At 71.0% G+C, this 11,901-nt stretch carries 10 protein-coding genes; 3 read left to right on the top strand and 7 right to left on the bottom strand.

Translation table 11 applies throughout. The annotated features are described in order from the left end of the window. Positions 1-177: 177 nt before the first annotated feature. From ABZ470_RS34510 to ABZ470_RS34495, 4 genes are all read right to left on the bottom strand, one after another. Positions 178-441, bottom strand: coding sequence for a hypothetical protein (locus tag ABZ470_RS34510; protein ID WP_352009368.1), 264 nt, complete (start codon positions 439-441; stop codon positions 178-180). Further along, on the bottom strand, positions 431-1,789 hold the full coding sequence (locus ABZ470_RS34505; protein WP_362916691.1) for a S8 family serine peptidase: 1,359 nt from the start codon (positions 1,787-1,789) through the stop codon (positions 431-433). Before ABZ470_RS34505 ends, ABZ470_RS34510 begins: the two co-directional genes overlap by 11 nt. Positions 1,790-2,051: 262 nt before the next feature. Continuing rightward, positions 2,052-3,854 (bottom strand): LCP family protein, encoded by a 1,803-nt coding sequence (locus ABZ470_RS34500; protein ID WP_362916689.1) that lies wholly within the window; start codon positions 3,852-3,854, stop codon positions 2,052-2,054. A gap of 145 nt (positions 3,855-3,999) precedes the next feature. Then, entirely contained in the window at positions 4,000-5,340 is a 1,341-nt protein-coding gene (locus tag ABZ470_RS34495; protein WP_362916687.1) for a neutral zinc metallopeptidase, read from the bottom strand. A 355-nt stretch (positions 5,341-5,695) separates the two neighbouring features. Here ABZ470_RS34495 and ABZ470_RS34490 point away from each other — a divergent pair, with 355 nt between their 5' ends. Then, a complete protein-coding gene (locus ABZ470_RS34490; RefSeq protein ID WP_352009372.1) occupies positions 5,696-6,565 on the top strand; it encodes a LysR family transcriptional regulator in 870 nt (289 codons plus the stop codon). Positions 6,566-6,657: 92 nt separating this feature from the next. Beyond that, complete coding sequence (gene folP, locus ABZ470_RS34485; protein WP_352009373.1) at positions 6,658-7,500, top strand: dihydropteroate synthase; 843 nt, start codon at positions 6,658-6,660, stop codon at positions 7,498-7,500. 332 nt (positions 7,501-7,832) lie between these two features. Here folP and ABZ470_RS34480 read toward each other — a convergent pair whose 3' ends face one another. From ABZ470_RS34480 to ABZ470_RS34470, 3 genes are read right to left on the bottom strand one after another with little or no spacing between them, the layout of a single operon-like run. Then, entirely contained in the window at positions 7,833-8,474 is a 642-nt protein-coding gene (locus tag ABZ470_RS34480; RefSeq protein WP_352009374.1) for a TetR/AcrR family transcriptional regulator, read from the bottom strand. Positions 8,475-8,533: 59 nt separating this feature from the next. Continuing rightward, the gene (locus ABZ470_RS34475) at positions 8,534-9,934 is read right to left on the bottom strand and encodes an ATP-binding protein (RefSeq protein WP_362916684.1); all 1,401 of its coding nucleotides are present in this window, start codon (positions 9,932-9,934) and stop codon (positions 8,534-8,536) included. Beyond that, entirely contained in the window at positions 9,924-10,598 is a 675-nt protein-coding gene (locus ABZ470_RS34470; protein WP_352009376.1) for a response regulator transcription factor, read from the bottom strand. The genes ABZ470_RS34475 and ABZ470_RS34470 overlap by 11 nt, the downstream gene beginning before the upstream one ends. Before the next feature lie 183 nt (positions 10,599-10,781). Between ABZ470_RS34470 and ABZ470_RS34465 the strand changes: the two genes are divergently transcribed. After that, on the top strand, positions 10,782-11,900 hold the full coding sequence (locus ABZ470_RS34465) for a DUF2092 domain-containing protein (protein WP_352009377.1): 1,119 nt from the start codon (positions 10,782-10,784) through the stop codon (positions 11,898-11,900). Position 11,901: the final 1 nt, after the last annotated feature.

The following is an 11,901-nucleotide window of genomic DNA, read 5'->3' as shown; positions in this document are numbered from 1 at the left end:
GCCGGGTTCCACGGACCAAGGGTGCACGAGGATCAGGGAGCGGAAAAGGCGGGAAAACGGCCGCCACCTGTTCCGGAAATGCCTCCGGAAGGCTACGTGACAGAAAAGGAGATACGGTTTTCCGGTTGTTCTTCTTTTTCGGCCGGGCCTTTTCGTGTTTCCCTGCCGGTGCTCGGCCTAGCGCGGCGGGCCGTACGGCTCGATGCGGGGGTCGGAGTGGGGGCCCGTGCCTCCGAAGGCGACCGGGGAGATCCGGTCGGCGGCGGCCTCGGTCACGCGCAGGCCGTACAGGCCCCTGCGGGGATCGATGAGCACCAGGTCGTAGCCCAGGTCGACCTCCTCGTCCCTGAGGCCGAGGCGGTGCGTGGCCTGTTCGAGTGTGGCCTGCGGCGGCAGCCGTACGGTGATGAGGACCATGACCGTGCCGCCGCTACGCCGCACGCCGGTCTCTGCGCCGCAGTGCGGCGAGAACCCCCGCGACGTCCAGCAGGCCGTAGCCGTAGTCGTAGTCGTAGCCGACACCGCCCCGGTCGTCCGCGGTGCGGTGCAGCAGGGTGCGCAGTTGCGAGGGGGACAGTACGGCGGCGGGCCAGCGGGTGCGGATGGCCGCGACCAGTCCGGCGGCGACGGGGCAGGCCGCGGAGGTGCCCGAGTCGGGCGAGCCCTCGCCGAAAGCCCCGGAGCCGGAGAAGTGGGTGTAGGAGCAGATGTCGGGCTTGCGCTGGGCGAGACGGCCGGGCCCCTGGGAGGAGTAGCCGACCCGCTCGCCCTCGGTGTCCGCACCGGCGACGGACAGCACGCTCGGGTGCGAGTTGGCGCCGCCGATCGGGCGGTCGGGGTAGGCGCACCGGCGGTCCCTGCAGTCGCGCCCGCAGTTGCCCGCGGCGAACAGCACGTCGGCGCCCGCCTGCTCAAGGCTGGAGACGATCAGGTTGAACGGGTGGGCCGCGTTGTCGGAGTAGTTGCCGGGGTGGCCGACGGGGAAGTCCCACTCGGGGGAGAAGGAGCCCCAGCTGTTGCTGACGACCAGCGACCGGGTCGCGGCGGGCAGGGAGTCGAGCACGGTGCGCAGGTGGGCGAAGGCGGCGACGGCGTCGGAGAGCAGGCCGTCGATCTCCGAGCCGCCGGGACGCCGGGAGAGCAGCACGGGAATGTCGATCAACGACGCCTTCGAGGCGCTGATCAGTGCGTCGAAGGCGCACATCGTGCCGTGGTCGACCTCGAACCGGCCCGCGGTCCCGGAGACGCCGGAGGGGTTCCAGCTGTGGGCGGAGTCGATGATCGGGGCGTGTCCGATGCGCTGGGCGACGTGTGCGGCGTTGATGCCGGTGTCCACGACGGCCAGGGGGACGCCGGAGCCGTCCAGCCCCTCCGACCTGAGCTCGGCGACGCGCAGCAGCCGCTCCACGTCGTGCCAGTCGCCGACGGGGGCGTCGCCGCCGCAGACGATGCTCGACCCGATCACCGGGTCGGCGTGCACCCCGATGACGTCGGAGCGGGTGTTGGGCAGCAGCGTGACCCTGGTGGAGAGCTCGTCGTCGGAGATCTCGCCGCGGACCAGGACCGAGGCGTGTTCGGCGGCGAAGGAGAAGGTCAGTGCCTGGTTCAGGGACAGCGGGTCGCCCCCGGCCGCCGGTACCGGGCGGGGCACCGCGACCGGGACGAAGGAGTGGTCGAGGACGACCCCGGGCAGGCCGTCGGACACGTCGGCCGTGGTCGTGGCGACACCCGGGTCGGCCACGGCCGCGACGATGTCGGGGGTTGGGCGGAGCTGGATCAGGACTCGCATGGCGCACCACCGGATTCGAGGGGATCGAACTCTCCCCACGTTCCTGCATTTCCGGCGGCCCCGTCCAGCCGTGAAAAATGCCTCTGAACAGGCCTTATGTCACCAATCCCAGCAAAACGCCAGGGTTGATTTCCTTCTCCGGAAGGTCGCCGATCACTGTCCCGGCGGACATGATCGCGGCACCGGGGACCGCTCCGGCCTGCTACCGGACCCCTGGACGGGCGGGCGCAGAACCGGGGCCCGCCCGCCCAGGACGAGTGGGTCAGAAGCCGCAGATCTCGCTCAGCGACTTGGCGGTGGCGCCGTTCTGGGTGGGCGTCTCGCGCGGTGTCTGCGGCGCCGTCCGGTGCGGCGTGGGCCGCGTGGTCGAGGGGGTCGCCGCGGGCGTGCCGTCGCCGCCCGTGGGGGAGGCCGTTGCCCCGCTCACGCCCGGCGAGGCCGTCACCCCGGCGGCCTGGGCCCGGCGGGCGGGCCGCTCGGACTGGCGCAGCGCCCTGACGGTCGCGGCGCGGATCTTCCGCCAGTCGGGGGAGCCGGAGTAGAACTCCGGCGGCACGAACTGCAGGCTGGTGATCCTGGCGTTCTTGACCTTGAGGGCCAGCTCGGTCAGCGGGTCGAGCAGCTCACGGGGGATGTCGGTCTTGGCCATCTTCTTGGCGACGTTCGCGATCTTGACGAAGTTGGTGAGCACGACCGAGGGGGTCGCCTGCTGGGCGAAGGCGCCGATGACGCAGCGCTGGCGGCTCATCCGGGAGAAGTCGTCGCTGCCGACACGGGAGCGGCCGTACCAGAGGGCCTCCTCACCCGACAGCGTCCGGTAGCCGGCCCTGATGGTGCCGGCGGTGCCGTAGAGGCCGCCCCACGGGACGTCCCTGTCCACCCGGATCTTCAGGCCGCCGATGGCGTCGACCAGGTGGGCGAAGCCGAACATGTTGATCAGCGCGTAGTAGTCGATCCTCAGGTTGAGGGTGTAGCCGATCGCCTCCATGAGAGCCCTGGGCCCGCGCTGACCGTCCTTGCCCTGGACGACCTCGGGGTGCTCCTCGCCGTACTGCCACACCTCGTTGAGCAGGCCGCCGTTGGGCAGTTCGCGCATGAAGCCGTTGGGGAACTGCCTGCCGAGCGTGCCGTCCGGAGGGAAGCGGACGTGCTGCAGGTTGCGGGGCAGGCTGAACATGACCGTGTTGCCGGTCGAGACCTGCACACTGGCCACGGTCATGCTGTCGGTCCTGATGCCGTCCCTGTTGCCCGCGCCGTCGCCGCCGACGAGCAGGAAGTTCACCCGGTCGCGTCCGTTCCACGGATCCTCGTGCTTGACGGGGACCACGGCCGGGTTGTCGGTCGAGCTCTGGAAGATGGCGTTGGCCGTGTTCTTGGCGGTCAGCACGGTGTTCGCCACCAGGGCGAACGGCGACATCACCCCGACGCACAGCAGGCCGATCGCGACGCCGGAGACGATCTGTCCCCTGCCGCTGAGCCTCCTCGGACGCAGGGAGATGTAGGAGGAGAGCACGATCAGGAACCAGGCGAGGGCTCCGGCGCCGGCCAGGGCCACCGCGCTCGTCAGCGTGCTGTCCCTGGTCAGGAAGCCCACGTTGCCGGGAAGGACGACGAACGCGACGACCGCCGCGGCGACCAGGAGCGCGGCGAAGACGCCCAGCAGCGCGTAGCCGGTACGGCGGTGTCCCGCGCGCAGGTGGGCCGCGCCGGGCAGGACCACCGAGAGCCCGGTCCAGCCGACGAGCGAGGCGGTCGTCAGCGGCTTGGCGAACCTGGGCCGTTTCCCTGCCGGTCGCGCCACGGGAGGCGGGCCCTGTGCGAGGTCTCCCGGGCCCTGTGGGATCCGGGCGTCCTCTCCCGGGGGCTGGGCGGTCTTCCCGGCCCCCTCGCCGGCCCCGGCCGAGGGAGGACCGGGGGCGCCGAGAACACCGGGGGCGTCGGGGGTTCCCGGAGCGCCGGGAACGTCGGCGGCGGGGGCGCCGGGGGTGACCCCCGGGTCCTGCTCAGGGGCGTGCCGTTTCCCGTCATCGCCGGAAGAGTCCCCCGGGCCCTGCCCATGGCGCATGATCACACCGCTTCCTACTGCGTCCTACCCCGGTCCACCTGGCAAAACAGCCGAGGTCCCCCGATTACATGGAATTGGCAGGATTCTAGCCCCATACATGGACATGGCAGACAGACAACCAAACTTCGGTTAATGAGTATTTAAGCTATGACGTCGAGGAGGAGGAGGCCAGCCAGGTGTTGCACTGGAAGGTCTTGTTCTTCTCGTAGCCCTGGCGGAACCAGCGGTTGTTGTTCGCCGGAGTCCCGTGGTCACGGGGGTAACCGGGCCAGTCCCCGACCCGCGAGTAGAAGTAGTAGAGCGTGTTGCGCCTGGCCGGGGTGACCGGGTAGGTGCTCGCGACCGAACGCATGAACATCCCGCCGAAGCAGGTGGCCTGGAGCTCGAACCTGCGGCTCAGCGCGAGCCTGCCGCTCCTGCTCGACGAGCGTTGCGTCTTCTGCCACCAGCTGTCGGACAGGCCGGTCAGCTGCTGCACGTGGTGGCCGTACTCATGGGCCATCATGCTGATGATCGCGCCGTGCCAGCCGACGATCTGGCCGTATCCGAGGCTGTTGCCCGATCCCTTGGCCATGGCGCCGGTCGAGGCGTAGATGGTGTGGTTGCGCGGGCAGTAGTACGGCACGATGCTGCCGATCTGGGGGAAGTCCCCGCACGCCCCGCGTCCCCGGCCCGAGACGATGGCGTAGCCGGGCGGGCTCCAGTCGATGCCCTGCTCGCCGAGGATCCGCGACCACCCCTTGTCCAGGCACTTGGAGGTCTTCAGGATCAGCCCCTTGAGCTGGCTGTGGCTGTAGATGCTCGGCGAGCCCGCGGAACAGCTCACCGTGGGCAGGCCACCGGTCCGGTAGAGGGTGTTGCCCTCCAGGGTGGTGTTGCGGACGACCTCCTTCGAGGGGCTGGGCACGTCCGTCGGCTTCGTCTCCTGCGGCGTCTCCGTCGGTGTGGGTGTGGGCGTGTCCTCGGTGGCCGGCCGCGAGGTCTCCAAGGGGGAGGGCGTGTAGGTGGGCACGGCGAAGTGCGGGGCCGAGTCCCGGTAACGGTTCTTGATGATCGACCCGGCGACCACGAGCCCGATGAAGAGCAGCGCGATCACACCGAAGACGCTCACCACGATCACTCCGGCGCCTCCCGAGCGCCGCTGCGGCGGCTGCCACGGAGCGGGAGAGACGGGAGGAGGTGGCGGGATCGGCGCGCCGTACGGCGGCTGCCCCTGGGGCGCCCCGGGGTAGGGCGGCTGCCCCTGGGGCCCGGGCCGGGGGTAGCCCTGCGCGGGCGGCGGCGGATACCCCTGGCCCGCGGGCGGGTAGCCCTGCGGTCCCGGGTTCTGGGGCGGATAGCCCTGCGGCGGGGCGGGCGGGTGACCGTATCCCTGGTTGGGGCCGGGTCTTGGGCCTGCCTGACCGGGCGGCGGATAGCCGTAACCCGGGGGGAAACCCTGCCCGGGAGGAGGCTGCGGCGCGGACGGGTACGGCTGTCCGGGCATCCCCTGCGGCGGGCCGGGAGGCGGTCCCTGTGGTGGTCCCTGAGGCGGCGCGGCGGGCCAGGCGGGAGGCGGCGGTGCGGGACGGGGGTGCCCCTGGGGGCCCTGGGGCCCCTGAGGCCCTTGAGGCCACGGTGGTTGTGGAGGGTTGTGCCCGTTGCCTGTCACGCTGTCTCCCCGTTAACCCGAGTGTCCGGCCGTCCACGAATGACCGGACTTTTATCGAATTTGGGGCGTAAGCATACTGATTTATCATCCGTCACGGATGTCGCTATATACGGTTACATTCTGAAATCGTCAAAGGTGATCTCTGCAATGTCCGGGACCGACCCCGGGCCCGTGTCCTAGCGTCGAAGCCATGAATCTGCAGCAGCTCCGCTACGTGGTCGCGACGGCGGAGCACCGCACCATGACAGATGCGGCCAGGTCGCTGTACATCGCGCAGCCCGCGCTTTCCCGCGCGATCAGAGACCTTGAGCGAGAGTTGGGAATGACGTTGTTCGCCCGTTCCGGGCGCGGCGTGGTCGTCACGGCGCAGGGGCGCCGGGTGGTCAAGCTGGCCCGGGAGGCGCTCGACGCAGTCAGGGAGATCGAGGCACTGTCCGCCCACGGCCACCAGGCCGACGCGGAACTGCGCATCGCCTCGACCCCCAGCCTCGAACCGGGGCTGGCCGGACGACTCCTTCCCGCCTACGCCGCCGAGCATCCAGGGGTGCGCGTGCACATCGTCCGTTGCGACGGCCGGGACGGCGTGGTCAACGCCATCAGGGACCAGCGGGCCGATCTCGGCCTGACGGACCTGCCCGTCCCGGCCGACCTGGTCAGCCATCCGCTGGAACGCCAGGAGATCGTGCTGATCTCCCCGTCCGGCCTGGACCTGCCCGACCCGGTCCCGATGAACAGGCTCAACGGCATGCGGCTGGTCATGCCCGTCCCCGGCAGTGCCCGGCGCAGGGAGTTCGACGCCCTGTTCACCAAGTACGGCATCGCTCCCGTGCCCGCCGTACAGCTCGACGAGCGCGGCAACTGGCTCAACACGGTCCGCTCGGGAGCGGCCTCCCTGCTGTGGTACCGGGGCATGGCCGAACAGGCGGCCAGGGCCGGGCTGGTGGTCCGCTCCCTCGACCCCTCGGTCCGCAGGGTGATCGCCCTCGTCCACGCGCGGCGGCGGCTGCCCTCCGTCGCCCAGGACTTCGTCACGGTGGCCGAGGGTGGGTCGGCCGCCTGACCTCCACGTGAGGCACGGTTTCCCCAACCCCCGGAGGCGGCGCAGGTGGGAGCGCCCGCCTCTCCGGTACCGGCCCGATAGGCTCGGTATCGATGACTATCTTGCGCCTGCGAGGCCGTGAGTTCCGGCCCGGCGAATTCGCGATCATGGCGGTGGTCAACCGCACCCCCGACTCCTTCTACGACAGGGGCAGGACCTACGGCTTCGAGGCCGCGCTCAAGGCCGTCGACGGGGCCGTCGAAGGCGGCGCGGACATCGTGGACATCGGCGGTGTCAAGGCGGGACCGGGCGACGAGGTGGACCCCGCGGAGGAGATCCGCCGGGTGGCCGGCCTGGTCGCGGCGGTCAGGGACCGTCACCCCGATCTGGTCATCAGCGTCGACACCTGGCGCGCCGAGGTCGGCGAGGTCGTCGCCGAGGCCGGCGCCGACCTGCTCAACGACACCTGGGGTGGAGTCGATCCCGGCCTGGCCGACGTCGCGGCCAGGCACGGCATCGGCCTGGTGTGCGCGCACGCGGGAGGCGTGACCCCGCGCACCCGCCCGCACCGCATCGCCTACGACGACGTGGTCGCCGACGTCGTCGACCACACCGTCGGCCTCGCCGAGCGGGCGGCCGCCGCCGGGGTCGCCAGAGAGTCGATCCTCATCGACCCGGCGCACGACTTCGGCAAGAACACCCGGCACTCCCTGGAGATCAGCCGTCGCCTCGGCGAGATGGTCGGCACCGGCTGGCCGGTGCTCGTCGCGGTCTCCAACAAGGACTTCGTCGGCGAGACCCTCGGCGGGCTGCCTGTCGACGAGCGGCACGCCGGGACCATCGCCACCCTCGCGGTCTCCGCCTGGCAGGGCGCCAGGGTCTTCCGGGTCCACGACGCCGCCTCCGCCCGTGACGCCCTCGCCGTCGTCTCCGGACTGCGCGGATCAGGTCTCTGAGAGGACCGGAATGGGATCGGGCCACCCGTGGGGGGAACGGGTGGCCCGATCGCGAGGCGGGGGCGCACCTCGCCTTTCGATGGGTCCTGTCCGCGGGCGGTCCCGCGACGGCGGCAGACGGTCCGTCCCGCAGGCCTGGGAACGCATGCCTGGCTCGTGCTGACGGTCTCGCCCGCCGGGGGTGCCCCGGCGCCCCGGAAGAGGCACAAGTGAGCGTCCCCATCGTGAACCCGCGACGGGTTTACCGCAATATCCTGACCGGGGTAAATCGATTTGTTATCTGGTCCGTCGCGTACCGTCCGCCGGAGGGAACCGAAGGTCACGGCCCTGACTCACGACCGAGGCGGATCACCCGGCAGGCCGAGGGCGTGGTGCACCACGTCGTGCATGTAGGCGCGGAAGCGGCGCAGGATCTCCGGGTCGCCGGGGCTCCAGTGGTTGCCCTCCTCGTCGAGGACCCCGCCACGGGAGAAGGCGTGCGCCGACCACGTCACCGTCCAGACCGCGAACATCACGTCGGCGGACGGCGAGGCCAGGGACCGCAGGGTCTCGCTGATGCGCCGGACCACCGGCTGGACGTACTGCCGTTCCGGCTCGGTGACGTCGCTGGCGTCGGACAGCCAGCGGTGCATCCACAACGCGGCGATGTCGGGGTTCCTGACGCAGAAGTCGATGTAGCTGTCGAGCAGGCGGTGCACGGCCCCCGAGGGCTCCCCGAGGGGGTCTCCCGGAGGCGCGGCGGCGATCTGCGCGATCGTCCCCTCAAGATCGGCGAGTTCGGTCAGGTGGGCGCGCTCCATGACCGCGAGGTACAGCTCCCGCTTGCCGCCGAAGTGCTCGTTGAGCGTGGCGACGTCGACCCCGGCGGCCTCGGTGATCTGACTGGTCGAGGTTCCGTCGTAGCCAAGGGCGGCGAAGAGCCGCGTCGCGACCCGCAGGATCAGCTCCCGCTCGCCGCCGTCAGCGGAAGTCATGAAAGTGACGCTAGGTCTCCGGGCCCTTCCCGGCCAAGCACATGATGGACAAGCGTCGGTCAAGATAGCGGAAGTCGTACAACTGCCCGTAAACCAGGCGAGGCATCCTCCAGGTGCACCGCGCCGCCGTGGGCGTTGACCGTCTCCCTGACGATCGCCAGGCCGAGCCCGGAACCGCCCTCGTCACGGCTGCGCGCGCTGTCCAGCCGGGTGAAACGGTCGAAGACCCGTTCCCTGTCCGGTTCGGGGACGCCGGGGCCGTCGTCGGTGACGGTCAGCACCGCGTCCGCGCCCTCGACGCGCAACTCGACCACCACCGGGGCCGAGGTGTACCGCAGCGCGTTGTCCACGAGGTTGACCAGCACCCGCCCCAGGTCGAGAGCGTCGCCCGTCACCACGGCCGCCCTCGTGGGGGAGTCGCCCGCCGGGGCGGGCAGCCGTACCGTGACGGCCTCGCCGTAGCGCTCGACGGTCTGCTGGATGAGCTGCTCCAGTTCGACGGGCTCCCTGCGGGCGGGGCCGCCCCGCTCGTCGAGCCTGGCCAGGGCGAGCAGGTCCTCGGCCAGCCTGGACAGGCGCATGGTGTCCTCAAGCACGCCCTCGGCCGTCTCCCGCCAGTCCTGCCCCTCGGGATGGCCGAGCGCGACCTCAAGCTGGAGACGGATACTGGCCAGCGGGCTGCGCAGCTCGTGCGCCGCGTCGGAGACCAGGGACCGCTGCCGCGCGTCGGCCTGTTCGAGCCTGGTCAGCATGTCGTTGAGGGTGGTGGCGAGGCTGTGCACCTCGTCCCTGGCCTCGGGCACCGGCAGCCGCCTGGAACGCGCGGTGTCGGTGATCTCGTCCGCGCCCCTGCGCAGCGCGGCGATGGGACGCAGCGTCCTGCCGATGATCACCCAGCTGGCGCCGGCGAGCAGCACGAGCAGCAGCGGCGTGCCGACGACCAGCACGTGACCGGCCGTACTGAGGCTGGTCTCCACCTCACGGAACGAGCGCGCCGAGATCACACTCTGCCCCCGGTCCGCGCTGAGCACCCGTACCCGAAGCAGATGCGGGATGCCGTACGGCTCGCCGTTGACGAACCGCGCCCTTCCCTTGGTGATCGCGGAGGCCCGCTCGGACGCGCTCAGCAGCGGCACCAGCCGGTCGGTGCCGGTGGTCGCGTGGGTGATCCGCCCCCGGCCGTCGATCACCTGCAGCAGCGTGCCGTCCGAGGTGGTCAGCTCGTCCGGCAGCCGCCCGGCGTCGGCCAGCGAGACCGTGTCGCGCGCCCGCTGGTAGATCGCGTCGTCGATGGTGGTGATCAGCGCCTGGCCCAGCACGCCGACCATCACGTACGCCGAGACGACCAGCGCGAGCGCGAGCACGGCGGAGGCGACCGCGGTCAGCCGGAAACGCAGGCTCTTGCGCCGCCACCAACCGGCCGTACGGCGCCCGCCCCGCGTGCGCGGGTCAGCCGCCATCGCCCGCGAGCCGGTACCCGGCCCCCCTGACGGTCTGCAGCGCGTTCCTGGAGAACGGCGCGTCGACCTTGCGGCGCAGGTAGCCCACGTAGACCTCGACCACGTTGGGGTCGGTGTCGAAGGTGTCCCACACGTGTTCCAGGATCTCGGACTTGGAGACCACCTCGTCGTGGTGGCGCATGAGGTACTCCAGGAGGGCGAACTCCCTGGGTGTCAGCTCGATCGGCTGCTGCCCCCTGGAAACACGGCGCCGCGCGGGGTCCAGGGTCAGGTCACCGGCCCGCAGCACGGCGGGGCGCCGGTTCGCGCCCCGGCGCAGCAGCGCCCTGAGCCTGGCGACCAGCACGACGTAGGAGAACGGCTTGGTCAGGTAGTCGTCGGCGCCCAGATCGAGGCCGTCGGCCATGTCGTACTCGCCGTCCTTCGCCGACAGCATCAGGATCGGCACCCAGTTCTCCTCGGCCCGCAACTGCTTGCAGACGTTGTAGCCGGAGATCCTCGGCAGCATGATGTCCAGCACGACCACGTCGTAGTCGCCGACCCTGGCCAGGTGCAGTCCCTCCTCGCCGTCATGCGCGAGGTCGACCGCGAACCCCTCGGCCTGCAGCCCGCGCTGGAGCGCCGCGGCCATCCGCCGCTCGTCCTCAACGACGAGAACCCGCATCCCCCACCACCTCCGCCTTCGCCCCCATCTTCGGCCAGCGGCACTGAGAGACCGCTGAGAACCTGTGAGACCTCTCAGTCTGTCTCAGCTCCGGCACAGGAACGGTCACGCAAGCTGCCTTCAGAAACGATCGACGCACTACCGTAAAGGAGTGACATGTCTGAACGAACAAGGCGAAGCCGCGTGACGAGATGGGGTGTGCCGGTCGCTGCGATCGCGGTGGTAGCCGCGGCCATCGGAGCGGGCCCGGTCATCGCAGCCGTCCAGGGGGAGCCCACGCTCCCCGCGCGTACGGCGCAGCAGCTGCTCGCCGACGCCGCCACGGCCTCCCGGTCCGGCATGAAGCCCATGTCGGGCACCGTCATTCAGACAGCCTCCCTGGGACTTCCCGGCCTGCCGGAGATCTCGGGCATGGGCGGCTCCTCACCCGCCGCCCTGCTGGCGGGCTCACACGAGCTCAAGGTCTGGTACGGCGGCGCGGACCGGCTCAGGCTGGCTCTTCCGGGCAAGATGAGCGAGACCGACCTGATCGTCAACGGCGACCAGGTCTGGCTGTGGCGCAGCGAGGACAACGAGGCCACCCGGATCAACGGGGTGGACCCCGAGGCGCAGGACAAGCACGCCACCGCGCTTCCCTCCGCGACCACTCCGCAGCAGGCCGCGCAGCAGGTGCTGAGCAGGGCGGCCACGGACACCGTGGTGAGCGTGAGCAACACCGAGCGGGTCGCCGACCGCCCCGCCTACCAGCTCGTCCTGGCTCCCAAGGACGGCGCGTCCCTGGTCAAGGAGGTCAAGCTGGCGCTCGACGGGGAGACCTTCGTCCCCCTGCGGGTGCAGGTCTACGCCAAGAGCGCCGCCGAGCCGGCCTTCGAGGTCGGTTTCACCTCGGTCACGTTCACCCCGCCCGCCGCGGAGAACTTCACCTTCACCCCGCCCGCGGGGGCGAAGGTGACCGAGCGGGCCGCCGACGAGTTCAGCGAGCAGGACCGGGCCAGGCAGGAACGGGAACGGGCGCTGAAGGGCAGGGCCAAGGTCGTCGGGCAGGGCTGGACCTCGGTCGCGGTGCTCCCCTTCTCCGTCAAGGACCTCGGCGCGAACCGGTCCCAGGACGCGGACGGCCCGGCGGGGAACGCGAACGCCCTCGCGGACGCCCTGCTGAGGTCGGCCAAGCAGGTCAGCGGGCCGTGGGGCAGCGGCAGGGTCATCCAGAGCAAGCTGCTCTCGGCGCTGCTGACCGACGACGGCCGCCTGCTGGTCGGCGCGGTCACCCCGGAGAGGCTGCAGGAAGCGGCGGCGAGCTGAC

Origin of the sequence: Streptosporangium sp. NPDC020072 (genome assembly GCF_040631445.1) — a bacterium.
Taxonomy (GTDB): Bacteria; Actinomycetota; Actinomycetes; order Streptosporangiales; family Streptosporangiaceae; genus Streptosporangium.
Note: the sequence above shows the minus strand (reverse complement) of the source record. Positions and strands in the feature narration are given on the sequence as shown.

Excerpts from the sequence above, each read along its gene's own strand:
- ABZ470_RS34475 (WP_362916684.1), bottom strand. The coding sequence starts at position 9,934 with ATGGCGGCTGACCCGCGCACGCGGGGCGGGCGCCGTACGGCCGGTTGG.
- ABZ470_RS34490 (WP_352009372.1), top strand. The coding sequence starts at position 5,696 with ATGAATCTGCAGCAGCTCCGCTACGTGGTCGCGACGGCGGAGCACCGC.
- folP (WP_352009373.1), top strand. The coding sequence starts at position 6,658 with ATGACTATCTTGCGCCTGCGAGGCCGTGAGTTCCGGCCCGGCGAATTC.
- ABZ470_RS34500 (WP_362916689.1), bottom strand. The coding sequence starts at position 3,854 with ATGCGCCATGGGCAGGGCCCGGGGGACTCTTCCGGCGATGACGGGAAA.
- ABZ470_RS34495 (WP_362916687.1), bottom strand. The coding sequence starts at position 5,340 with ATGCCCGGACAGCCGTACCCGTCCGCGCCGCAGCCTCCTCCCGGGCAG.
- ABZ470_RS34480 (WP_352009374.1), bottom strand. The coding sequence starts at position 8,474 with ATGACTTCCGCTGACGGCGGCGAGCGGGAGCTGATCCTGCGGGTCGCG.
- ABZ470_RS34470 (WP_352009376.1), bottom strand. The coding sequence starts at position 10,598 with ATGCGGGTTCTCGTCGTTGAGGACGAGCGGCGGATGGCCGCGGCGCTC.
- ABZ470_RS34505 (WP_362916691.1), bottom strand. The coding sequence starts at position 1,789 with ATGCGAGTCCTGATCCAGCTCCGCCCAACCCCCGACATCGTCGCGGCC.